Genomic DNA, 24,974 nt, shown 5'->3' with positions numbered 1-24,974 from the left:
AGCCGTTCCGGTTGCTGCATGATGCAAGATCGCATTTGTACAGCAGCCGGAACGTTCAATAAGTTATAGCTCTCTTGGGATGTAAATGGTCTTATTTACATCTTCAATGTTCATATAGAAAAAATCTATTAGTCACGCTGTTGACCCTTTAACGGGGCAGTGATAAGATTTGTGAAATTAAAACAAACCAAACTCATAGGAATAGTTAACTTTTAAGTTATTTCGCATACGTAATCAGTTCAGTTGGCCCTTGATCATTCTTTTGAAGATTCTAATCCAAGGAAGGCGGAGTGCATATGACAGCGAAACGCAGTTTGAAATTTGGAGCCATTATTCATGGGGTTGGAGGAAGCAACACCACATGGAGACACCCGGAGGTTCTATCGGATGCCAGCGTTAACTTTGGATTCTACAAACGTCAGGCACTGAAAGCGGAGGAAGGCAAGTTCGATCTGGTCTTTATCGCAGACGGTCTGTATATTACCGAGAAATCCATTCCGCATTTCCTCAATCGCTTCGAACCAATCAGTATCCTCTCCGCTTTGGCTGCCGTTACTTCACATATTGGACTGGTAGGCACCCTCTCGACATCCTATAGTGATCCGTTCACCGTAGCCAGACAGTTCGGTTCCCTCGATCAGATCAGTGATGGCCGTGCAGGCTGGAACGTCGTGACTTCTCCGCTGGAAGGTACAGCGAAGAACTATAGCAAGAGCAGTCACCCTTCGCATCCGGAACGTTATCGCATTGCCGCGGAATATTTACAGGTAACCAAAGGGTTGTGGGACTCTTGGGAAGATGATGCCTTTGTGAGAGACAAAGAGAGCGGTGTATTCTTCGATCCATCCAAGCTGCACACGCTTAATCATGAAGGAGAGTTTTTCTCCGTACAAGGTCCGCTCAATATTGCCCGTTCACGGCAAGGACAGCCGGTGATTTTCCAGGCAGGTTCATCGGAAGATGGCAAAACGCTGGCGGCGCAAGAAGCGGATGCTGTCTTTACCGGACACGATACGATTGAAGATGCACAGGCATTTTATAAGGATGTGAAAACACGAGCGGCTTCCTATGGACGTTCTTCACAGGATATTGTTATTCTGCCAGGCATCAATCCTATTGTTGGACGGACGGAAGAGGAAGCTGAACAGAAATATCAGGAGATCGCAAGTCTGGTTACCATTGATAAAGCGCTGGATTATCTGGGACGTTTCTTCGAACACCATGATTTCTCCCAATATCCGCTGGATGAACCGTTCCCGGAGCTGAATGGCATTGGAAGCAACAGTTTCCGCAGTGGAACCGACAAGATCAAGAAGGATGCCAAAGAGCAAGGATTGAGCTTGCGTGAAGTGGCTCTGCGGGCAGCAACACCACGCAGCAAATTCTTGGGCACACCGGAGCAGGTCGCTGACAAGATTCAGGAATGGTTCGAGACGGAAGCGGCGGATGGTTTCATTATTGCTTCGGAGCTGCCAAGTGGATTGTCTGATTTTGTGGAACTGGTTGTGCCGATTCTGCAAGAACGCGGCCTGTATCGTACGGACTATGAACACGATACATTGCGAGGTAACCTTGGGGTACAGATTCCGGTTAACCGTTATACGGCTGCGAAGAAGCAAGTTGTATCTGATTTGGCATAACGGATAGGGAGCGAACGAGCATCTGATTTAGTCTGTTGTGTTCTCCAAACGGTAATAAAGTAATCACTACGTTTCGTACTATCTTAAAACCGACTTAACTCATGGGATATATAGAGTATTGGTATAAACATAAATTTAATGACACCTGTATACACAGAGGGGGAAGCGATATGAACAGGTCTATCTCATGGATGAAATATATGGCATTGGCAGCAGTATTGGTGATGGTATTATCCGGTTGCGGAGCGGCGGGAGGTAGCACGAACAGTACGGCACAGGCATCAGGCGGGGGGCAGGCCGGGCAAGCCGAAGGAGGCAACCTGACTTTTGCACTTGCCACTTCACCGGATACGCTGGACCCTCATCGCAGTGGGCTTGCCGTAACTGTGCGTGCCATCCGGACGATCTACGATAATCTGGTCGTGCAACTGCCTGATGGTTCCATCAAACCTTGGCTTGCCACGGAATGGAGCGTATCCGAGGACGGCAAGAGTTATACGTTCAAGCTGCGTGAAGGCGTGAAGTTCCATGATGGTACACCGTTTAATGCGGAAGCCGTGAAATACAATCTGGACCGGGTGATTGATCCGGTCACCAAAGCTGCCAATTCCCTTGCCCTGATTAGACCCTATAGCTCCTCCGAAGTCATTGATGAATATACGATCAAGGTAAATCTGGAATCACCATCGCAAGCCTTTCTTGGCAACTTGAGCCAGGCACTTCTGGGGATCGTATCCCCTACAGCTGCTCAAAAATATGGTGACCAGCTAGGTAAAAATCCGGTGGGCACAGGTCCGTATACCTTTGTGAAATGGGATGAAAATGCGGATATCGTCGTTGCCAAAAACAAGGATTACAACTGGGGACCTGAGACGGTTGAAAATAAAGCTGCACCACATGTGGATACGATCACATTCAAGATTGTACCGGAAGAAGCGACGCGTATCGGAAGTGTTCAGAGTAGTCAGGTACTCGCTGCCGAGACGGTTCCCCCGCAAAATATTGCTGCTTTGAAAAACGATCCGAACCAGCAATTGTTACAGGCCAACACAGTTGGGTTGCCATATACACTCTTTTTCAATCTGCGCAAAGCGCCTTGGGATGATGTGAAAGTAAGGCAGGCGGTACAATCCGCCGTAGATGTAGATTCGATTGTCAAAACATTGTATCTGGGCAACTACGAACGAGCATGGTCTGCACTGTCTCCTGGAATCCTGGGTTATGATGCATCGCTGGAAGGTAGCATTAACCCGGACATCAACAAAGCCAATCAGCTGCTCGATGAACAAGGCTGGGTGAAAGGCGCTGACGGTATTCGTGCAAAAGACGGCCAGAAACTGACCCTGCGGTATGTCGATGGTTCGCCCAATCGGGAGAAACGCAATGACATTGCCGCCATTATCCAGCAACAGTTGAAACAGGTTGGCATTGCTGTTGAAGTCGAGATTACAAAAGATATCGCAACAGTCATCTATCAGAACTGGGATTATGATCTCTATGGAAACAGTCAGGTCAATTCTGACCCAAATGCCTTGTACGCTTTCTACCATACGAGTGCAGAGGGCGAGCGCCCGACATTGTCCGGTTTGTCTGATCCAAAGATCGATGAACTGTTAGAGCAGGGAGCGGCCGAGACGGATCCTGATAAACGTGTTCAGATCTACAATCAAATCCAGCAATACCTGATTGAGCAAGCGGTAATTCTGCCGATCTATGTATTCCCGTATACCGTCGCTGCATCCAAAAAGGTCGAAGGCATCAAGTTTGATTCATTGGGTTATCCACTCTTTAACGACGTCCGCATTCAGCCCTAACAGAGGTTGTTCAAAAAGTCCACTTTTGATTACGAGTCATGCCTAATGGCATGATCAGCATCGAATATGAAATTCAGCCGAAATAAGCGGGGGGCTTACGAAGGATGTTTCCTTCGGAAACATTTCAGTTGCTCACGTAGTTTCCTACGCTCCGCTACTCCATTTCTAGCTTCATTCCATCTTCTCGGTACTGAAAACTGGTCTTTTTGAACACGCACTATAGGAACGGCCAATACAGATTCAGGAAGGAGATATCCCGGTATGGTTCAAACGATACTGTCACGACTCGCAACATCGCTTCTGGTTATTTTCGGAGCTTCGGTGCTGGTGTACTGCATCATGTATCTTCTGCCGGGTGATCCGGTTCTGCTCATGCTGGACCCATCCTCGGCTACCCCGGAGATGATCGAGAATCTGCGGGTTCAGCTTGGACTGGATCAGCCGTTTTACATCCAGTTTGCGAACTATTTCGGTGATATGCTGCGTGGGGATTTCGGTAAATCAATGATCAATTCCGATCCAGTTCTGCCAAAAATACTGGAACATTTTCCAGCGACACTGGCTTTGACCGCACTCAGTTCAATCATTTCCATCACAATCGGAATTACACTTGGTGTATTGTCTGCAATTCATCGCAATGGCGTGATTGATTTTGTCGCCCGGCTCGTTGGACTGTTTGGCATCTCGATGCCAACCTTCTGGACGGGGATTCTGCTCATCCTGTTATTTTCAGTACAGCTTGGCTGGTTCCCGGCGATGGGTTCCGACGGATTCAGCTCACTGGTTCTTCCGGCAGCTACGCTGGGTCTCGTGGGTGCAGGGTTTATCGTACGGATGGTGCGGAACAGCATGCTGGAAGTCATCAATGAACCGTTTATCGTGGCATTACGGGCCAAAGGACTTTCGGAGCGTGCAATCATGTATAGCCATGCACTGCGTAATGCGCTTATTCCTGCTGTAACGGTAATCGGCATGCTGATCGGTGATCTGCTTGCGGGAACCGTTGTGGTGGAGACCGTCTTCTCCAGACAGGGGATCGGCCGAATTATTGCGGATGCGCTAATGGCCAAGGATCTGCCAGTGGTGCAAGGCGTTGTTTTCTTTACATCCATTATCTATGTGGTCTTGAACCTGCTGGTGGATATCTCGTATTCGTACATTGATCCCCGGGTTCGGCGTGCAGTCCGAACATGATATCGGATAGAACAGTCAGAAGTGTCCTGACACGGAGTATGAAAGGAGGAGTTGTTGCTCATGAGCATGAAACCTTTGGCTGGTGACAAAAAAGCATGGGCCGGCAGTGTAGGACGTATCCATCTGTGGAATCGCCGCCCTTGGCGTTATCGCGTCTCATTCGCGGTATCCCGATTATTCTTTTATGCAGCATTGCTGGTGGTGGTGTTTACCGTGGCATGTGCGATTGTACCGGGCTGGATTGCGCCCTATGATCCAACTCAGATGATGACGGATGCCATACTGCAGGCTCCTTCTGCTACGCATCTGTTCGGGACGGACTATTTTGGCAGGGATATCTTCAGTGTGGTTGTGCATGGAAGCAGGGATTCGCTGCTCATTGGATTTGCTTCCGTTCTAGTGGGCGGTATTGTCGGTAGTGCGCTTGGTATTATCTCCGGTTATGCCGGAGGAATTGTTGATACTGTCACGATGCGGGCTGTCGATATTCTGATGGCTGTACCCGGCGTGCTCCTTGCATTGTCTGTTGCAGCTGCTCTTGGGCCAGGACTGATGAACATTGCACTGGCTGTTGCGGTTTCCTCCATTCCGGGCTACGCACGGGTGATGCGTGGGCAGGTCATATCAGTCAAAGGTCTCCCTTTCATTACAGCAACACGTTCACTGGGCGGTTCCAATACCCGTATTTTTTGGAAACATGTACTGCCACATTCGTTGTCCCCCTTGCTGGTCATGGCTACGCTGGGCGTAGGGACATCAATCCTGACGGGCTCCGGACTCAGTTTTCTGGGACTTGGGGTGTTGAAGGAAATTCCGGATTGGGGCGCATTGCTCTCGCAAGGTAGAGGTTATCTGACGGTTGCCTGGTGGATATGTACGTTCCCGGGTCTGGCGATCACGTTGTTTGTACTGGCGGTTAATCTGATTGGAGACGATATTCGCGATCGGCTGGACCCTAAAGTAAAAGGAGCGGCTTGACCGCTATTCCAAAATATAAGAATTTATAAGTTTCACCCTTTCCATTTTTATATTTCACTGCGAAACGGTAGCTGTGCCACCAGAGGACGGCGACAGCCGTTTACGCTTGAGGAGGAGAAATTCATGTCACATGTTGTCATTATTGCAGGATCACCTTCCAAACGTTCGCGTTTGACAGGTCTGACGGATTACAGCAGCCAGAAATTAACGGAGGCAGGCATCACCGTTGAAGTCATTCATGTTGTGGATCTGCCTGCTGAGGATCTGGTGCAAGCCCGGTTTGACAGCTCATTCATTCGTGATGCACTTGCTGTCGTGGAAGCGGCGGATGCAGTTATTGTGGCTACACCGGTATACAAGGCATCGTACTCGGGAGTACTCAAGCTGTTCCTGGATCTGATTCCGCAAGAAGGGTTACGGGGCAAGTTGACACTTCCGCTCGTTATTGGTGGCTCTATAGCTCATCTGCTCGCCATTGATTATGCATTGAAACCTGTTCTGGCAGCCCTTGGTGGAAGACATATCTTGGGTGGCGTGTATGCAGTGGATCAGGGAATTGAACGACTGGATGATGGGAAATTTGTACTCTCGGCGGATGTTACTACACGTTTGGATCGCTCGCTGGATGAATTGTTATTGACACTGGAAAAGGATGGGATTACGATATCATAAAACCAAGTAAGTGTATTGGATAAATCAATATAAGATCAAACGTCTGCGGACGTGGATACGGAGGCGCTCATGAATATCGAGAATATTGAAGCATTTGTATATATCAATCATTATGGAAGCTTCAATAAGGCTGCCGAAGTACTCTTCTTGTCCCAACCTTCGGTCACAGCTCGCATTCAGTCACTGGAAAGGGAGCTGGGCTGCAAGTTGTTTGATCGGCTTGGCAAACAAATTGTGCTGACAGAGGAAGGCCGTAAATTCCTGCCATATGCGCAGCAAGTGCTGCAAGTGATTCAGAAGGGCAAGCAGAAGATTCAGCAACGGCGATCAACACCGGATGCTCTTCGACTTGGTAGTACAGTATCGGTATCCAACTATGTCATTCCCGATTTTTTACCCAAGATCAAGGAAGCTTACCCCGAAATTAATATCAAATTGACGACCGCAACGACGGATCAGCTGATTGCCAAACTGCTTGGTCAGGAGATCGATCTTGCTTTTGTGCGCAAGGTCATGCATCCTGCGATCCGTACGGTTGCTTTTTATGAAGATCCGATTCAGCTCTATGTGTACAAAGGGCATCCATTCATTGAGAGCGGGCATGTCAGCATGGAAGCTATCCGGAATGAGCAACTGGTCTTTTTTGAATGTGGTTCACTGGACTGGCTTCGCATTCACCGGGCTTTCGACTCGCTGGAACATCCGCCGAATATTACATACCATGTCGATAATTCGGAGACGGCGAAGAAACTGGTTATGCAAGGGGCAGGCATTGCCTTTCTCCCGGGACTCACGGTGAAGAAGGAAGTGCAGAATCAGGAGCTGTTCCCCATTCAGGTACATGAAGTAGCAGGTGTATCGTTGCAGATCAGCGTCGTTACTTTAAAGGAAGAATATTCGCCATTGGCAGAGCCCTTCGGGGAACTGCTGCGGAAGTTATAGATTGTTTGTAAGATTCAAGAACAGAGGTTCAGCACAATCAAGGAGGAGAAGGATATGAGTATTCGTGTTGGCATTTTGGATCAGACTCCCATCTATGAAGGGGAAACGGCGGTGGATGCTTTTCGGCATACGATTGAGCTGGCACAGCGGGCAGAGCAGCTTGGATTCCATCGATTCTGGGTGTCGGAGCACCATGATTCAGGGCATGTTGCAGGTTCCTCCCCGGAAGTACTCATCTCCCACTTGCTTGCGCATACAAAGCGGATTCGGCTGGGGTCTGGCGGAGTAATGCTCCAGCATTACAGTCCATACAAAGTCGCCGAGAATTTCAATATCCTCGCAGCGCTCGGACCAGGAAGAGTTGACCTGGGAATCGGTCGTGCACCAGGCGGGTTACCACGTTCGACACAGGCGTTGCAGGAAGGTATTCAGGAAGCCGCATCTCTTCAAGAGAAAATTGTTCAGGTGAAGCGATACATCCACAATGAGCCGCTTGAAGATCCATCACATCCACTTGCAGGTCTCAGCGCTTCGCCAGTGTCGGACATTCCAGCGGAGCTGTACGTACTTGGAGCCAGTGTTGATAGTGCGGGCATGGCTGCGGAACTGGGACTCCCATATGTCTTTTCACTGTTCATTAACAGTAATATAGAGGTAGCGCTTCAAGCGATCCGTGTATATCGTGAACAATTCAATCGTTCCCAGGGACGGGAGCCATACGCTGCACTAGCCATATCGTTAATTGTGGCCGAGAGTGAGGAGGAAGCGGAAGGACTTGCGAGCGAGCATATGCTGGTGAAGATCCATCTGGAGAGTGGGAAAGTACTCACTGTCGGTTCTGTGGAACAGGCGGAAGAATTCGGCCGTCAATCAAACGAAACCTATCGGATCGAGATTTTGGAGCCAAGTGTGACCCGGGGTACGAAGGAAAGCGTAGGTCAGGCGTTGCTGAAGTTCCAGCAGGAATTTGCTGTGGAAGAGTTCATTGTGACTACAGCTACACGGGACTTTACCAAGCGAATTCGTTCATTCGAATTGTTGCGTGAGATTCTGGCAGAGCAGGGACTCAGTGAATTTGCACTGGAATCCAAGGAAGAAGCAGCAATCGGATAGAAGTAGGCAGTTAATATAACAGTGAATATATACGAATGGGAGGCCATGTGATGAAAAGTGATCTGGAACAGCCCAAGCAGCATTCTGACCAACAAGTACAGGGCCCCGAGCATGAACTTCACGGTGAACGGGCGGAAGAATTCGTGGAAAGATTAATCACCATTCGGCGACATCTGCATCGTAACCCGGAATTGTCCGGCGAGGAAAAGGAGACGACGGCAGCCATTCGCAGTTGGCTGGAAGAGGAAGGCGTCCGTATTGCAGACGAATATGCGCTGCGGACAGGGCTTGTTGCTGAAGTGGGTCAAGGGGACGGTCCTGTTGTCGCCCTAAGAGCAGATATTGATGCGTTGCCCATTCAGGAAGAGACAAAGCTGGAATTTGCCTCCCAGGTAGATGGAAAGATGCACGCATGCGGACATGACGCACACACGGCAATTCTGATCGGTGCTGCACGATTACTGAAACAGCGCGAGTCCATTCTACCGGGAAAAGTACGGTTGATATTCCAGCCATCGGAGGAAAAAGCAACGGGTGCTCGGCAAGTGATCCAGAGCGGCGCATTATCCGATGTTCGGGCCGTATTTGGGTTGCATAACAAGCCTGATCTCCAGGTAGGTACGGTGGGCATTCGGGAAGGCGCATTGATGGCAGCAGCAGACGGTTTTGTTGTCAAAGTGGAAGGTGTAGGCACCCATGCAGCCGTGCCGGAAGCAGGCATTGATCCAATTGTGGTTGCCGCACATATTGTTACGGCATTACAGGCCATTGTGAGTCGCAATGTGGGAGCACAGGAGAGTGCTGTAATCAGTGTCACCAAGCTCCACAGTGGCACAGCCTGGAACGTTATTCCGGATGAAGCGATCCTCGATGGCACAGTGCGTACCTTTGATGAGAAAGTGCGTGCACGGATTCGCGAGCGTTTCAATCAGGTAGTCGCCGGTGTGGCGGCAGCCTATGGCACACGGGCTACGGTTCGCTGGATTCAGGGACCTCCTGCCGTGGTCAACGATGAAGCTCTGGCATCTGCGGCGGAGCAAGTTGCAAGTCAGATTGGGCTGAATAGCATCAGACCGCTGCCTTCTCCGGCAGGAGAGGACTTCTCTTTTTATCAAAAAGAAGTTCCCGGCCTGTTCCTCTTCCTGGGCACCTCTGGCCCGCATGAGTGGCATCACCCTGGCTTTGATGTGGATGAACGGGCTCTGTCGCTGGGAGCACATCTTCTGGCTACACTGGCTGAGAAAGCACTGCACAATGTGCAAGCACATCAAGCGTGATGAGTACAGTGAATCACTGGATCATATCCAGATCGAAACGGTTCCGTTCGACGGCAACCGTTTTTCGTATTCCCTTTTTTAAGTAAGAGCGGGGTAGGAACGACGATTGTTGAATCTTAATATATGGTGTAGTTATGGCTAGGGTTGGCGCAAAAGCGTCAGCTCTGTTTGGGTTTTCTTACAGGAAGGGCAGCTAAAGGTATTATGAAATTTTATTTTTTTTAAATGGAAATATTTGTTGACGCTCCCCAAAAGGATGTGCTATATTTTTCTCGACCTTTTAATCGTAATAATTACTATTAGATAAAAAGAAGAACAGGAGTAGTCGCTACGATGAAACAGGAGATCGATTTTATCAAGTTCAGTCCCACCCAAAACATGACGATTCTGGTTAAAACGGATCATGCAGCCGAGAAATACAATCATATTGCAACTCGTCTAATGTCGTATGATAACGTTTACGCTGAACAAGTGGGATTCATTGAACCAACGAGGAGACCGGAAGCTGCTGCCCGTCTGGAAATGGCCGGAGGAGAGTTCTGTGGCAATGCCTGTATGGCACTTGCAGCACACCACGCATCTGAAGCAGGACTGGCACATCAGGAGTCTATGGACATCATGCTGGAGGTTTCCGGAACCGATCAATTGATCATGTGCCATGTGAAGAAGCAGCAGAACGAATATGACTGTCAGGTAACCATGCCGATACCAAAGCAGATCGAACAACGAACAATCCGATACGAAGGCATCGATCACGATATGGTGATCATCCGGTACCCTGAGTTCATCCATATCGTGATCGAAGTTGATGACTTTGACGATACGATGAAGAAGAGGGCACAGACCCTTGCAAGATTACTGGGATTAACCCTGGGAGATAAGCTGATCGGTATCTTGTTATATCAATCACACTTGGAAGAAATGGCCCCACTCATCTATGTTCCGGAGCTGGATAGTCTGATCTGGGAGAGAGGGTGTGGCTCGGGTACGGCCTCCGTGGGAGCGTATCTCGCATGGAGCCAGCAGAGGCAGATTACGCAGTACATCAAGCAGCCTGGTGGTGCGATCAAAGTGGTAGCCCAGTGGGATGGCACAGAATTTGAGAGTATTACGATTGAGGGATCTGTTGGCATCGTGGCTCAGGGCAAAGCCTTCATAGATGCTCCAGCAGAATGGAGCGTTGTAAACGCATGAGGTACATGATACATGATCGAGACAACGTATAGGGGGAAAAGAAATGATCACATTGGTCCATTTTCAGACATGTTTGAGTGAATTTTCAGAGAAATTCGATAAGCTCGCGAGCAAGTATGATCATACGATTCAGCATAGTGCAGAGCTGGAAGCTGTGATCAATGACTACTCCCGCTTTGTGACCGATCAGGACAATAAGGCAGCATGGGAACAGTTGGAGCATTCCGAGCTGGAAGAGCTTGATTCGCTTGTGTGGGCGTTAAGAAATAAATCCGCCCAGTGTGTGGCGATCATGGAGAAATATCGTGCATTAAAGTTAGAGAACGGGGATGTGCAGATTGCCGATTATTTCAAAAACATAGAAGAGTGTATCGATAAAGAATTCGGCAGCTTCCATGTCACCTCCGATTCCAACGTATTGTTGGTAGGCTCCGGTTCCTTCCCTATGACACCATTACTCATCGCCAAGCGAACAGGTGCACAGGTCGTCGGGATCGATATTGATGAAGAATCCATTAGACTCGGACAGAAGGTGGTGGAGACGCTGGGCGCGGGTTTGAAGATTCGTTTGGAGTCAACATTGCTGGAGAATCTGGAGTATACCAAGGAAGCAACCCATATCATTTTCAGCTCTACGGTGGCCCCTAAATATGAGCTGCTTGATCAACTGCATGCCCTGACGAATGCACAGGTGGTTGTAGCCATGAGATACGGTGATCAGTTGAAGTCCTTGTTCAATTATCCGATGAGAGAGACGGACAGCAACAAATGGAAGCTGGTGGATACGATCCTGCGCCCGGATGATGTGTTTGATATTGCGTTGTATCAAAAAGCATAGGTATGCAAGTGCATCCAAGTGCGTCCAAATGGATTACAGATTGAACATTGAATTAAGGAGGCTTATATGAGCAATCTTCAGCGAATTCTGATACTCGGAACCGGACCTGCATCCATTCAGCTTGCGGTAACGCTCAAAGATCATCTCAACTGCTGTATAGGCATTACGGGGAGACAATCGGTTCGTTCAGCGTCTGTATTCTCAGCCCTCGAACAGAGCAATGGGCGTATTCAGGTCAGCATTCAAAATGAGAAACATCAATCGCTCGCAGGTGAGTGTTACGTTGATCATGTGTTCAAGGGATATGACACCATTGATGGTAAATGGGATACACTCATTTTGGCGGTTACCACCGATGCGTATATCGATGTACTGGAACAAATGAATGATGAATTCATCAAACAACTGAAATGTATCATTTTGATTTCTCCAACGTTTGGGTCGAATCGACTCGTGACCCATTATATGAGAGAGCGGAATGCGGCGCCGGAATTGATCAGTTTCTCTACCTACCTCGGAGATACTCGTTGGATGCACGAGCATCCGTCGAATCATGTGATTACTACAGGGGTCAAGAAAAAGGTTTATATCGGTTCCACTCTTTACCCTTCTGAACAGGTCAGTAAGCTATGCCAAGTGTATGAGCGTTTGGGTGTTGCGCTGGAAGTGATGCGATCCCCACTGGAGGCGGAAACGAGAAATATTTCGTTGTACGTGCATCCACCTTTGTTCATGAACGACTTCTCATTAGAAGCCATCTTTGGAGCATCGAATATTCAGAAATACATATACAAGATGTATCCTGAAGGTCCGATTACACAAGTTTTAATACGGGAAATGCGGGCACAGTGGCAGGAGATTATGAATATTACGGACCGACTCCATATCCAGGGAGTGAACCTGCTTCAATTCATGACGGATGACAACTATCCGGTTCGATTAGAGAGTATATCACGCCAGGATATCGAGAATTTCACTCAGCTGCAGGTCATTCATCAAGAGTATTTATTATACATACGGTACACCTCATTATTGATTGACCCATTCTCGGAACCCAATTCGGAAGGGAAATATTTCGACTTTTCAGCAGTCCCATTCCGCAAAACGTTCATGAACCGCGAAGGGGAACTGGACATCCCCCGTATGCCCAAGGAAGATTACTACCGCATCAAAATCATTCAGGGCATAGCCGGACATCTCGATGTGAGCTGTCCAACCATTGATCAATTTATCGCCAGATATGAAGCTAAGCTTCAGGAAGTGGCTGACGCACACCCGGATCAGCGCTTGTCCAGCGCCTTTTCAATCCAATCCTTTGAAGAGGATATCCGCATGATCTGCACCGGACTTTGACTTTGAGTAATAGGGTTAATTACATCTCAAATTAATCAAGTTGAACCTGATGTTTACATCATAACGGAGAGTGCAGAACCAATCTGAAGAAGCGAAGCGTTCGCATTTATCACCGGATTTTCTCTTTGGAAAAGAGAATCAAAAAAATCTGGGGATAACAGCGATCGGAAGATGGTACTGCAATCGGAGTGGTCTGATGTAACCTACAAGGTCTGCTTGTAACTTAATCATCAGGAGGAAATGTTGTGAAAAAGCGTCTTACTTTTACATCTATACTATTGCTGGTGTCAGCCATTGCGCTGCTCGCCGGATGCGCTCAGAACACAAAAGAGAAAGAGAGCGCCCAAACGGAGCCTGCCAATAGCCAAGTACAAACGGAACTTATCTATGCTTCTGCCAAAGATATTAATGATATGAACCCCCATCTGTATACAGGCTCCATGCCTGCGCAAGGGATGATATATGAGTCTCTGGTGGAAAACACGCCTGACGGAATCAAGCCATTGCTGGCTGAATCATGGGATATTTCCGAGGATGGCAAGACCTATACTTTTCATCTGCGACAAGATGTGAAATTCCATGATGGAGGGCCATTCAACGCAGAGGCGGTTAAACAAAATATCGATGCAGTACAGGCGAATGCCGAAAAACATGCTTGGATCAAGCTGTCTACCAAAATCACAAGTGTAAAGGTAATCGATGAGCATACGGTGGAGCTGACGCTATCGGAAGCCTATTATCCAGCAATGGTGGAATTGTCCATGACAAGACCTTACGTCTTCATATCACCCAAGGATTTCAAAGATGGCGGAACCAAAGACGGAGTAAGTGGTTTCCAGGGCACAGGACCTTACAAGCTTACTGCTCATAAAGTCGAAGAGAATGCCACGTTTGAAGCCAATGAAGACTATTGGGGTGGTGCACCTGCAATCAAGAAGATCACATCCAAGGTTCTTCCGGCTGGAGAAACAACATTCCTGGCATTGCAAAAAGGAGAGATCAACTTTGTGTTCACCGATGACCGGGGAGCAGATAGTATCGATGTCGAAGCCATGGACCAATTGGCTGAATCTGGTGATTATCAAGTGGTTCGAAGTGAAGCGATGAACACCAATATGATCGTAGCCAATAGCAGTCGCGAGAATAGTCCGGTTCAGGAAACGGCAGTGCGGGAAGCGCTATGGGTGGGCATTGATCGGGAAACGATCAGTAAAGATATTTTCAACGGAACACAGACTGTAGCGGACACGCTATTTTCAGCCAATGTCAATTACGCCAAAGTGGACCTTAAAAAACGGGAGTATGATCCGGAAATGGCTAAAAATCTTCTGGAGCAAGCTGGCTGGACATTGGCAGATGGTAAAGTGGTGAGAACGAAGAACGGTCAGCCTTTGGCCATGAAACTATACTATGACAGCAACTCGTCTTCACAAAAAATACAGGCCGAATTGATCCAGTATTCCATGAAAAAATTGGGTGTTCAGCTTGAGATTGTGGGCGAAGAGTCCACTTCCATTGCGAATCGGAGAGCTACCGGGGAATATGATCTGCTCTTTAATCAAACCTGGGGACTGGCCTATGATCCACAGAGTACCATTGCGGCATTTACGTCCGATTCGGCATACAAGCATACGACAAGCGGAATTGCCGAAGCGGATGAACTGTACCAGAAAATCGATGCGGTCATGGTCTCCACGGATGAGGCTTCACGCCAATCCCTATATGCCGACATTATGAAGATCGTTCATGATGAAGCAGTCTTCATCCCGATTACCAACGGGCGTGTCACCGTAGTCGCTCCCGAGAATCTTAATGGAATCTCATTCAAGCAGACCCAATATGAACTGCCATTTGAAAAAATGAATTTTAAATAGAGCGGAGATGGATATGGGAAGTTATATCGTCAAAAGGATTCTGTTAACCATCCCTTTACTGATTATCATTTCATTTATAACGTTTGTCCTGATTAATCTATCTCCCTTGGACCCGGCGGTTGTTGTGTTACAGGCACAGGAAGTTCCACAGATCACAGATGAACTGATCGCGCAAACAAATAAAGCGCTGGGGTTCGATCAGCCGTTCATGATACAGTATGCGAACTGGATCATGGCTGTTGTGCAGTTGGATTTCGGCAACTCTTATGTATCGGGTGAACCTGTGTGGTCATTAATGGGGCCGGCTTTTATGAACACATTGAAGTTAACGCTTGTCTCATCGGTATTTATTATTGCGCTGTCCATTCTGCTGGGTGTGATCTGTGCCATGAGAGAAGGCAAGTTGCTGGATCGATCGGTCAGAGGCGTATCCTTTTTCCTTACCGCCATGCCATCCTACTGGCTTGCAGCCATGATGATCTGGTATTTTTCCGTCAAGCTGGACCTGTTACCTACCAGTGGCATGGACTCGTATCGAAGCTACATTCTACCGGTGATTGTAATCACGGTGAGTTATACGGGCATTTACTTCCGAACGGTTCGAAGTTCCATGCTGAGCAATATGAATGAGGACTATGTGTTATATGCACGGGCAAGTGGCCTGAGCGAGAAGAAAGTCACCCTGCATATTCTAAGAAATTCATTACAGGTGGCCGTGTCCATCTTTTGTATGGCGATCCCGATCGTGTTGGGCAGTACGGTAGTCATTGAAAATGTATTTGCCTGGCCGGGGCTCGGTAGGCTCAGCGTGAAATCCATTTTAAGCAGGGATTTTCCGATTATTCAGGCGTATGTTCTGATGTTGGCTGTCACCTTTGTGTTGTTTAACACGTTATCCGACATCATTAATGCGGCGATGAATCCCCGGTTGAGAAAGGAATTCTGATGCGAATACTGAAAAATCTGAGCAAAGACAAGTTTGCGATGACCTCTTTGGTAGTGATTATGTTCACGCTTATGGCGGGCATATTGGCTCCGCTTATTGCGCCGCATGATCCTGGACAAGTGAACATGAAGCTTCGATATGCCTCCTCGTCCTGGGAGTATCTATTAGGCAATGATCATCTGGGCAGATGTGTATTATCCCGGCTTATCTATGGCATCCGTCCAAGTGTGTTATGGGTTCTGGTTGCGCTCAGTCTATCTGTTCTGATCGGGGCCATTGTTGGATTCATCGCAGGTTACTTTAAGGGGAAAGTGGATGCATGGATCATGAGAGTCTGTGATATCATGCTGTCTTTTCCCGGATACGTGATGACACTGGCGGTGGTTGGCATTTTGGGTGCAGGACTGGAGAATATACTGATTGCCTTTGTGTGGATGAAATGGGCCTGGTTTGCCCGTGTTATTCGCACATCTGTGATGCAATTCTCTGATATGGATTATGTAAAATTCGCCAAAGCCTCCGGCACACCCAATCTGAGAATTATAACCAAACATATTGTTCCGGTTACCTTTGCCGATATTGCCGTCATTGCGAGTGGTTCCATGTGTTCAATGATGTTGCAGATCTCCGGCCTTTCCTTTCTGGGGCTTGGCATTCAGGCTCCGCATGCGGAGTGGGGGATGATGCTCAATGAGGCGAGGGAAGTCATGTTCTCCAGACCAGAATTAATGTTGGCACCGGGCCTGGCCATTGTGGTGGTCGTGTCTGCTTTTAATTTTCTATCGGATGCCCTTCAAGTGGCTCTGGACCCCAAATTGATGACCTCTCAAGGTAAGTCTGACAAGTCTTACGAAAGTGAGGTGAGAAAGACGGCTTATGAATATAGTCGAGGTTGAACATTTGAAAGTATGGGACACCAACACAGACAAAGTGATCATTCATGACAGTTCATTTGAAGTCAAAAAGGGAAGCTGTATGGCCATCGTGGGGGAAAGTGGTAGCGGGAAGTCCGTTACGTGCAGGGCTATCATGCGACTGAACAAGCCATGGATTCGCCAATCGGGCAGGATGTTATTTCAGGGCGAAGACCTGAACCAGCTTTCGGAACCGGAGATGCGGCGTAAGCGGGGCAAGCATCTATGTATGATTTTGCAGAATGGCATGAGTGCATTTGATCCTTCCTGTGTCATTGGTGTTCATATTCGGGAGACGCTTCAGCAGCATTTTGGCTGGAATACCCGCGAGAGTGAACGGAAAATCATCAATGCCATGGAAAGCGTCATGCTCAGACATCCGCGCGAGATTCTGAATCAATATCCACATCAGCTGTCCGGTGGAATGCTGCAACGAATCATGATTGCACTGGCATTAGTGCTTGAGCCTGATCTGATTATTGCGGATGAGCCGACAACGGCGCTGGATACGATCTCTCAATATGAAGTTGTGGAGCAATTGATTCATTTACGCGAACGCATGGGCTGTTCCATGATGTTCATCTCCCATGATCTCGGCGTCGTTCAGAAGATTGCAGATGACGTGATGGTCATGAAAGACGGAAACATCGTAGAGCGTGGCAACATGCATTCTGTTTTGACGGAACCGGAGCATGCCTACACGCAGTATCTGGTCTCTACCCGATTGGAGTTGAGCAATCATTTTAAGGCGTTGATGCAGGGGGACTTATAGATGCTAAAGGTCGAAGGTATCGAAAAATCATATAATCAAGGCGGAATGTTCTCCAAGCACAAACAACAGGTATTGAAACAGGTTACCTTTGAATGCCAACAGGGTGAATGTCTGGGTATCATTGGTGAAAGCGGAAGTGGAAAATCGACGTTGGGCCGTCTGATCCTCGGCATTGAACGCCCTGATCGTGGAACGATCTCGCTCGATGGTAAAGACGTACAGGATCGACGTGTACGGATGGGTAACCTTAGCGCCGTTTTTCAAAATTATACGTCATCCATCAATCCATTTCTTAATGTGGAAGCTGCCATTATGGAACCTATGCAAGCGCAGCAGAAGCTGCGGAAGGGTCAGGGCAACTCAGAAAAGGTGGATCTGTTGCTGAACCAAGTTGGACTGGACCCTTCCTATAGATCCAAATATCCGCATGAACTATCCGGCGGGGAGGCTCAGAGAGTGTGCATAGCCAGGGCCATCTCCACCGCTCCCAAATGCATCGTGTTTGATGAAGCGATCAGTTCACTGGACGTGTCTGTTCAGATTCAGGTACTGCAATTGTTGAAAGAGCTTAAGGAAATCTACAAGCTGAGCTATGTCTTTATCACGCATGATATACAGGCGGCAGCTTATATCTGTGACAGGGTTATCATTTTCAGAGAGGGTCAGATTGAAGAGATCGTTCCTATTGAGCAGCTAAAGGATGTTCAGTCAGACTATGCGAAGAAATTATTGAAGCATTTAATTACATTTTAGGGGGAACACCCATTGTGAGTGGAGCGATGTCTTGGCCTTTTCTGCGCTTGTACATATTAGTTCTTCTATATTTCAGTGCCAATGCCATTCTTAACGTGATCATCCCATTACAAGGGGAGTCTTTGGGCGCGAGCGGTACAACGATTGGACTGATCATGGGCGCTTATATGTTCACAACGATGTTTTTCAGACCCTGGGCAGGTCGGATTATTCAAAAGCACGGTCCGATCAAAATATTGCGTTTGATTCTGATCATCAATGGATTTGCGCTGATTTTATATACCTTTACGGGACTCGGAGGTTATTTGGTTGCTCGTATTTTACAAGGTGTATCGACAGCGTTTTTCTCCATGGCCTTGCAGATTGGCATTATTGATGCACTTCCGGAGAAAGATCGGTCACAGGGGATTTCGTATTATTCGCTATTCAGTTATATACCGGGGATCGTGGGGCCTGTTATCGCATTAGGAATCTGGCAGACGGGTGGCATGGATTATTTTACAGTGGTTCTGATCGGCATTGCCATCTGTACGGGCGTTTTCGGATATACCGCCAAAATGGAACTAAACAAGGAGCAACCTGCTGAGAATCTTTCGGAGCAGAACGTGAGCATGTGGGAATCCTTTGGTCAGTTGGTGAAGAATCCACATTTATTTCGTTGCAGTGTGTTAATGCTCGCCGCTTCCGTTGTATTTGGCGCGATTACCACCTTTATTCCGCTGTATGCGAGCCAAGTACCAGACGGGAATGCGGGTGTATATCTGATGCTTCAGGCAGGAACGGTGGTGCTGGCTCGAATTATGCTTCGAAAAAGGATTCCTTCCGATGGCAGTTGGCATTCTCCTTTCATGATGGGCACCATGTGTCTGCTCGCCGTAGCTGCGCAATGTGTCAGTTTTGCCGTGACAGGCGGGGTGCTCTTTTTCTATGTGGGCGCTGTATTCATGGGAATCGGTCAGGCGATCCTGTATCCGACACTTACGACCTATTTATCTTTTGTCTTGCCTAAGCTGAATCGAAACGTCCTGATCGGGTTATTTATCGCGATGGCGGATCTGGGTATTTCTCTGGGTGGGGTGATTATGGGACCCGTCGCTGACTTCTCTTCCTATTCATTTATGTACATGATCTGTGCTATTCTAGGAGCGGTAATGATCGTTTTTGCCTATGAACGGCGTAGACCCGGGACAGGTACATCTATGAGTTGATTGCCAGAAGAGAAAGTGGTGACGAACGTTTGAAGTCTTCGATGACGGCAACATCCAATGGAAAATTAAATCCGGTATCCTTTTCGTTTATCCGGTTTTATATGCTGGCCTTTTTATTTTTTGCGGCAAATTCAGCTTTGACGATTATTCTGCCCCTGAGAAGTGAGGCTGCGGGATTAAATCAGGCTGAGATTGGTCTGATGATGGGGGCATATATGTTCACCTGTATGCTCTTGAGACCTTTTGTAGCACAACTGCTCGGTAAGCATGGGCCACTTCGTGTGATGCAATGGTTATTGCTTTTGCATGCGGGCACGCTACTGCTGTTTGTTGTTTTTGGTGTGGAGACGTATCTATGGTTGCGAGCCCTGCAAGGGGTGGCTACGGCCTTTTTCTCCATGACGATGCAGGCAGGCATTGTGGAAAAGCTGGAGGACAAAGACCGGGCACAAGGGCTGTCCATGTACACCCTGTTTACGATGGTTCCTTCTCTGGTCATTCCGATCCTTGCTATACAAATCTGGGAAAATGCCAGTGATCTGGCGTTTACGCTGCTGATGATCGGACTGGCGGCTCTGCCACTTCTGCTTGGATATAATGTGGATCTGCCGCGGAGTACCGTGCAGAACAAATCGTACACCTTGGGCGATATGTTTCGTTCATTCGGCGGCATCTGGCGCAGTACGCCACTGCTGATTAGCAGTGTGGTGATGTTGTTTGCGTCCTGCGTTTTTGGGGCAACAGCGACCTTTCTTCCCTTATATATGGTATCCACTGGACTGGCGAGTGCAGGGGTATTTCTGACGATCCAGGGATTGGTTGTGATCTTGTGCAGGTTTATTTTGCGAAAAAAAATTCCGTCCGATGGTAGCTGGAATACCTGGCTGATGGCAGGGTTAATGCTATGTGCAGCACTGGGAACCCAGTTACTCAGCTTAATGGAGATCATCGGGCCATTGGTGTATCTCTCCGCGGTGTTCAGCGGTTTTGCCCTGGCACTGTTGTACCCGACATTAACCACATATCTGTCCTTTGTGCTGCCTGCGGATTCCAGATATGTACTCATGGGGATTTTCATGTCCTCGTATGACCTCGGATTCTCTCTGGGTGGACTGGCAATGGGGCTCATTGTGCAAATGAGTTCGTATTCGACCATGTTTATGATCTGCACGTTGCTGTCTATTGCAGCGATGGTACTGGTGTTGGTGTTCAGGCAACGGATGGAAGCGGGCAATAAGGCCAGATCTGGGGTGACTATATAAATTGAACTAAAGAACATTTACAGAGGAGGTTTATGACTCATTTCTTGCCAAAACGTATCCTCAGGATGCGAAAGTGCAAGGGCTGGTCGTCAGCCTTTTTTTGTATTTTTGCAGGTTGAAATCAAAAATAGTTTGACAATGACTGTCTAACAGGATTATAGTCATTGTTGTTAATCGTAATAATTACTATTAAAGTCTGAATTACACAGACTGCACATATAAGGAGTAGATTTCTATGACACAAAAGCAAGTTCCGGTAACCGTACTGAGTGGTTACCTCGGTTCAGGGAAAACGACGGTTTTGAATCACGTGTTGAACAACAGACAAGGGCTTAAGGTTGCCGTAATCGTTAACGACATGAGTGAGGTCAATATTGATGCAGCGCTGGTTAAGGGGGAGGCAACCTTGTCTCGAACCGAAGAGAAGCTGGTGGAGTTGTCGAACGGCTGCATCTGTTGCACCTTGCGGGATGATCTGATGCAGGAGATTGAGAAGCTGGTGAACGAAGGCAAGTATGACTATATTTTGATCGAATCCACCGGCATCAGTGAACCTGTTCCAGTTGCACAGACCTTTACATACGCCGATGAAGAGTCGGGTATTGACCTGACTAGTCTGGCCCGATTGGATTGTTTGGTAACGGTAGTAGATGCCAATCGATTCTGGCATGATTTTGGATCAGGTCAGAGTCTTCTGGATCGTAATCAGGCGACCGGAGATGAGGACACCCGTGACGTTGTAGACTTGTTGATTGATCAGATCGAAACCTGTGATGTGCTGCTACTGAACAAATGTGATCTGGTCGATGACACCGAGCTGAACAAGCTCGAAGGTATCATCCGCAAGTTACAGCCTAACGCCAAGATCATTCGGACCGAGAATGGACAGGTGAATCCGTCCGAGATTCTAAATACAGGCCGCTTTGATTTTGAGAAAGTGAGCATGTCCGCTGGATGGATTCAGGAGCTGGAGAAGGAGTCGCATACACCGGAAACCGAGGAATATGGTATTAGTTCCTTTGTCTATCGCCGTAGAAAGCCATTCCATCCTTCCCGTCTGGCTGAATTCATGAGTTACTGGCCGGAAGAAGTGGTACGTGCCAAAGGTTTGGTATGGCTTGCGGCTGAAGGGGATGTTGCGGCAAGTCTCAGTCAGGCAGGGCCATCCATTCAGTTCGGTCCTGCGGGACATTGGGTCGCGGCGTTGCCGGAAGCGGACAAAGAAGAGATTTTACGTAACGAGCCGGATGTTCTGGAGAAATGGGATGCCCAGTGGGGAGATCGTCAGACGGAGCTTGTCATGATTGGGATCGAAATGGAGCGTGCAAGCATTGAAGATGAGCTGGACCAGTGCCTGCTCAGTGATGAAGAAATGCTGGGCGACTGGGGCCAGTTCGACAATCCACTGCCATGGCCTGTGGAAGCGGTATAACTCGGAAGTTGATGTTCTAAACATAAATTTAATGGATAAAGGAGCTGTATTTCATGGCTAAAAAATCAAAAGTGGTACGTGAGAAGCAACGTCAGGCGATCGTGGCAAAATATGCGGACCTGCGCCGGGAATTGAAGGAAAAAGGGGATTACGAAGCATTGCAGAAATTGCCGCGTAATGCATCTCCGACCAGACTAAAGAACCGTTGCGAAGTGACAGGCCGCCCGCGGGGTTATCAACGCAAGTTCAAGGTATCTCGGATTAAGTTCAGAGAACTGGCTCATCAAGGACAGATTCCTGGCGTAACAAAATCAAGCTGGTAAAATGATCAAGGGATGTGGCTGACCACCTTTGCATGGAGCAGGTTGTTGTGTGCTTGGAGCTGCATGTGGTGCGTAGAACAGAGGTGGTATTTTGCTGAAAGGATGTTCATACTTCATGCTGGACTTGTTTACGTTACGAAGAATTCAGTCCGTAATGAACGGATATATTCACGAGAAGGTACCTGCGCCACTGAACGGTATCAATGGGATAAGATGCATATTGCCCGATTTTACTGGGAAGAAAATCAGTGGAAAGTGTATGCCAGAGATGAACAGAGCAGCTGGAATCCGGTAGATGTTATTACACCTTGTTCCGATTTTGAGAATGTGCTCGAGCAGGTGGAACGGGATGAGGCGGGACTGTTCTGGCGTACGTGAGCGAGATCGGTTAAGAGTATATTTCATTCGTGAAAATTAATGTTAACTCAGACAAATATGGCGTATATGCAACCGAGTTCGAAGCTAGCGAAACAGTGGCTAGCATCGGGCTTTTTTTGTGTCAAAGAATCATTGAAGCAAAGAGGGGGGGCGATCTTTTGGTCTGCCTTCCTTAATGGGAAAAAGAATAAATGAAATCTGTTTTACAATAAAAATTTATTGTAAAACGATAAATATTATGATAAATTCATATCACTTAAAACAAGTGAGGTGCTTTTTGTGAAGCGAGGTACAACCATCTTTTTAAAATTGGCTGTGTTGCTTATTGGTGTTCCCATTCTTGCCTTATGTATATTCGGCATACCCTGGTTAGCAAACAATCCGGTGAATCCGAATTATGCAGGTGCACTATACCCCATAGTGATTATTATGTATGTGTCCGTTATTCCGTTTATCGTTGCACTGTACCAGGCATTCCGTCTGCTGAGCTACATCGACAAAAATGAAGCGTTCTCTCTAATGTCAGTGAAATCCTTAAAAACAATAAAATATTGTGCTATTGTAATCAGTAGTCTCTATTTTGTGATGTTGCCATTTGTTTATGTTGTAGCAGAGAAAGATGATGCCCCAGGCCTCATTCTTATGGGAATGGTTCCTGTTTTTGCTTCATTGGTCATTGCAGTGTTTTCAGCGGTGCTCCAAAGATTGTTACAGGAAGCGATTGATATCAAATCAGAAAATGACCTAGTGGTCTGAGGTGAATATATGGCCATTATAATCAATATTGATGTGATGTTGGCAAAGCGGAAAATGACGGTTACCGAGCTTGCAGAGAGAGTTGAGATCACAATCGCCAATATTTCCATATTAAAAACAGGAAAAGCAAAAGCGATCCGTTTATCCACTCTGGATGCGATCTGTAAAGCACTGGATTGTCAGCCTGGAGATATATTGGAATATAAGGCTGATGAGGACGAAGATACAAATGAACTTATATAAAAAATGAACGAAGAAGACTCTGCATGTTATATGCAGAGTCTTTTTTTACATCAGCTTGTTCAAGGAATACGTCCCGTGCCCTATAACGAATGATTGTGCATCATACGGAATTGCATAGGTGTTACGTTTTCCTGGGTTTTAAAACAGCGGATAAAGTAGCTTGACTGTGAAAATCCCGTTTCCAGTGTAATTTGTTTAATGGAAAGGTTGGTTGTTGCGAGCAGCTGTTTCGCATGTAATAACCTGGATTCCAAGAGGAATTCCGGGAAGGAGATGCCAAACGTCTGACTGAACTTGCGGCTAAAGTATGTTGTACTGTATCCGGCAATTCCGGCAGCGTGATCAAGTGTGATGTGCTCATTACTATGAGAGCGAATATAATTCCCTGCTTCACGAATTCGCTCTGAAGTGTGATTTAAAGAAACATTGATTTGACTCGCTGCGGATTGCAATCGGGTCAGAAGTTCATATAATGTTGCTGCCACACTGTGCTCGTCCTCCACCTGATAGCCTCTGCCTAGCTCCAGCAATCGATCCATGAGCGCGGTAACCACCGGAAAGTTGGAACATTGAAACAGCCAGGGCTCGTCAACGCCTTTTCCATTTAACAGTTCTTCGAGACGAATGCCGTAAAAGTGAATCCAACGAATACTCCACGGATCATCCAAATCTGAGTAGTACGTTTGTCTGAGACCGGGACCATAGAGGAATCCCTGCCCACCTGTTAACTCGTAACAAGCGGTTCCTGTGTCCAGAAATCCTTTACCTTCAAGTACAAGGTGCAGATTATAGCATTGATCCAAGTTGATTTCGGTAGTGCCATATTCTCGATGTACAAGGTGCTTCGGAAAATCACTGTACCCTCCAATAAAATCGGGAAAACATACATGTCTGGGGAAAACCGGCTTGGGGAGAAAGATGTGTTCTTTCACGTGCATCCTCCATTTAAACACAATATTTTTATGTAGTGAACTGAAATAGACTCAGCCTACTGTTATTTGGATCTTGGACAATGACAATATTTTATTATAAGTCGCATAATCTTGTCATTTATTATATGTGAAGGTTCCAATAGAATGGAGGCAATATGGCAGGTTA

At 47.4% G+C, this 24,974-nt stretch carries 24 protein-coding genes; 23 read left to right on the top strand and 1 reads right to left on the bottom strand.

What is annotated here, in order from left to right:
• Positions 1–296 precede the first annotated feature (296 nt).
• From MKY01_RS25995 to MKY01_RS25885, 23 genes are all read left to right on the top strand, one after another.
• Entirely contained in the window at positions 297–1,640 is a 1,344-nt protein-coding gene (locus MKY01_RS25995; protein ID WP_127547065.1) for an LLM class flavin-dependent oxidoreductase, read from the top strand.
• A gap of 170 nt (positions 1,641–1,810) precedes the next feature.
• Positions 1,811–3,454, top strand: coding sequence for an ABC transporter substrate-binding protein (locus MKY01_RS25990; protein WP_339284176.1), 1,644 nt, complete (start codon positions 1,811–1,813; stop codon positions 3,452–3,454).
• A gap of 261 nt (positions 3,455–3,715) precedes the next feature.
• Positions 3,716–4,648 (top strand): ABC transporter permease, encoded by a 933-nt coding sequence (locus MKY01_RS25985; protein WP_339284174.1) that lies wholly within the window; start codon positions 3,716–3,718, stop codon positions 4,646–4,648.
• 60 nt (positions 4,649–4,708) lie between these two features.
• The gene (locus MKY01_RS25980) at positions 4,709–5,626 is read left to right on the top strand and encodes an ABC transporter permease (RefSeq protein ID WP_143781287.1); all 918 of its coding nucleotides are present in this window, start codon (positions 4,709–4,711) and stop codon (positions 5,624–5,626) included.
• Positions 5,627–5,749: 123 nt separating this feature from the next.
• A complete protein-coding gene (gene ssuE / locus MKY01_RS25975) occupies positions 5,750–6,298 on the top strand; it encodes an NADPH-dependent FMN reductase (RefSeq protein ID WP_076253263.1) in 549 nt (182 codons plus the stop codon).
• Positions 6,299–6,367: 69 nt separating this feature from the next.
• Positions 6,368–7,240 carry a LysR family transcriptional regulator gene (locus MKY01_RS25970; protein ID WP_076253264.1) on the top strand — a complete coding sequence of 291 codons (873 nt, stop codon included), beginning with the start codon at positions 6,368–6,370 and terminating at the stop codon, positions 7,238–7,240.
• Between the two features lie 54 nt (positions 7,241–7,294).
• Entirely contained in the window at positions 7,295–8,353 is a 1,059-nt protein-coding gene (locus tag MKY01_RS25965; protein ID WP_339284172.1) for an LLM class flavin-dependent oxidoreductase, read from the top strand.
• 50 nt (positions 8,354–8,403) lie between these two features.
• The gene (locus tag MKY01_RS25960) at positions 8,404–9,630 is read left to right on the top strand and encodes an amidohydrolase (RefSeq protein ID WP_255319773.1); all 1,227 of its coding nucleotides are present in this window, start codon (positions 8,404–8,406) and stop codon (positions 9,628–9,630) included.
• Positions 9,631–9,963: 333 nt separating this feature from the next.
• Positions 9,964–10,824 (top strand): diaminopimelate epimerase, encoded by an 861-nt coding sequence (locus MKY01_RS25955; RefSeq protein ID WP_127547073.1) that lies wholly within the window; start codon positions 9,964–9,966, stop codon positions 10,822–10,824.
• A 43-nt stretch (positions 10,825–10,867) separates the two neighbouring features.
• Positions 10,868–11,662: an SAM-dependent methyltransferase gene (locus tag MKY01_RS25950; RefSeq protein WP_339284168.1), complete on the top strand. Its 795-nt coding sequence runs from the start codon at positions 10,868–10,870 to the stop codon at positions 11,660–11,662.
• Positions 11,663–11,728: 66 nt separating this feature from the next.
• The gene (locus MKY01_RS25945; RefSeq protein ID WP_339284166.1) at positions 11,729–13,015 is read left to right on the top strand and encodes an opine metallophore biosynthesis dehydrogenase; all 1,287 of its coding nucleotides are present in this window, start codon (positions 11,729–11,731) and stop codon (positions 13,013–13,015) included.
• A gap of 245 nt (positions 13,016–13,260) precedes the next feature.
• Positions 13,261–14,889 (top strand): nickel ABC transporter substrate-binding protein, encoded by a 1,629-nt coding sequence (gene nikA / locus MKY01_RS25940; protein WP_339284165.1) that lies wholly within the window; start codon positions 13,261–13,263, stop codon positions 14,887–14,889.
• 13 nt (positions 14,890–14,902) lie between these two features.
• Positions 14,903–15,835 carry a nickel/cobalt ABC transporter permease gene (opp1B, locus tag MKY01_RS25935; RefSeq protein WP_036673435.1) on the top strand — a complete coding sequence of 311 codons (933 nt, stop codon included), beginning with the start codon at positions 14,903–14,905 and terminating at the stop codon, positions 15,833–15,835.
• A complete protein-coding gene (gene opp1C / locus MKY01_RS25930) occupies positions 15,835–16,731 on the top strand; it encodes a nickel/cobalt ABC transporter permease (RefSeq protein ID WP_339284164.1) in 897 nt (298 codons plus the stop codon). Before opp1B ends, opp1C begins: the two co-directional genes overlap by 1 nt.
• Positions 16,712–17,521: an ABC transporter ATP-binding protein gene (locus MKY01_RS25925; RefSeq protein ID WP_339284163.1), complete on the top strand. Its 810-nt coding sequence runs from the start codon at positions 16,712–16,714 to the stop codon at positions 17,519–17,521. Before opp1C ends, MKY01_RS25925 begins: the two co-directional genes overlap by 20 nt.
• The gene (locus MKY01_RS25920; RefSeq protein ID WP_339284161.1) at positions 17,522–18,274 is read left to right on the top strand and encodes an ABC transporter ATP-binding protein; all 753 of its coding nucleotides are present in this window, start codon (positions 17,522–17,524) and stop codon (positions 18,272–18,274) included.
• Between the two features lie 14 nt (positions 18,275–18,288).
• Complete coding sequence (locus tag MKY01_RS25915; RefSeq protein WP_339284159.1) at positions 18,289–19,482, top strand: MFS transporter; 1,194 nt, start codon at positions 18,289–18,291, stop codon at positions 19,480–19,482.
• A 29-nt stretch (positions 19,483–19,511) separates the two neighbouring features.
• Positions 19,512–20,744 (top strand): MFS transporter, encoded by a 1,233-nt coding sequence (locus MKY01_RS25910; RefSeq protein ID WP_339284157.1) that lies wholly within the window; start codon positions 19,512–19,514, stop codon positions 20,742–20,744.
• 235 nt (positions 20,745–20,979) lie between these two features.
• Complete coding sequence (locus MKY01_RS25905; RefSeq protein WP_339284155.1) at positions 20,980–22,176, top strand: GTP-binding protein; 1,197 nt, start codon at positions 20,980–20,982, stop codon at positions 22,174–22,176.
• Positions 22,177–22,229: 53 nt separating this feature from the next.
• Positions 22,230–22,499 (top strand): 30S ribosomal protein S14, encoded by a 270-nt coding sequence (gene rpsN / locus MKY01_RS25900; protein ID WP_339195293.1) that lies wholly within the window; start codon positions 22,230–22,232, stop codon positions 22,497–22,499.
• Positions 22,500–22,601: 102 nt separating this feature from the next.
• A complete protein-coding gene (locus tag MKY01_RS25895; protein ID WP_339284153.1) occupies positions 22,602–22,877 on the top strand; it encodes a DUF3024 domain-containing protein in 276 nt (91 codons plus the stop codon).
• Between the two features lie 279 nt (positions 22,878–23,156).
• Complete coding sequence (locus tag MKY01_RS25890) at positions 23,157–23,633, top strand: DUF2975 domain-containing protein (protein WP_036605833.1); 477 nt, start codon at positions 23,157–23,159, stop codon at positions 23,631–23,633.
• Positions 23,634–23,642: 9 nt separating this feature from the next.
• Positions 23,643–23,876, top strand: coding sequence for a helix-turn-helix transcriptional regulator (locus MKY01_RS25885; RefSeq protein WP_036605834.1), 234 nt, complete (start codon positions 23,643–23,645; stop codon positions 23,874–23,876).
• A gap of 80 nt (positions 23,877–23,956) precedes the next feature.
• Here MKY01_RS25885 and MKY01_RS25880 read toward each other — a convergent pair whose 3' ends face one another.
• Positions 23,957–24,814 carry a helix-turn-helix domain-containing protein gene (locus MKY01_RS25880; RefSeq protein ID WP_036605835.1) on the bottom strand — a complete coding sequence of 286 codons (858 nt, stop codon included), beginning with the start codon at positions 24,812–24,814 and terminating at the stop codon, positions 23,957–23,959.
• Between the last annotated feature and the right edge of the window lie 160 nt (positions 24,815–24,974).

It is taken from the genome of Paenibacillus sp. FSL R5-0486, from assembly GCF_037975155.1.
GTDB classification, from domain to species: Bacteria; Bacillota; Bacilli; order Paenibacillales; family Paenibacillaceae; genus Paenibacillus; species Paenibacillus amylolyticus.
Note: the sequence above shows the minus strand (reverse complement) of the source record. Positions and strands in the feature narration are given on the sequence as shown.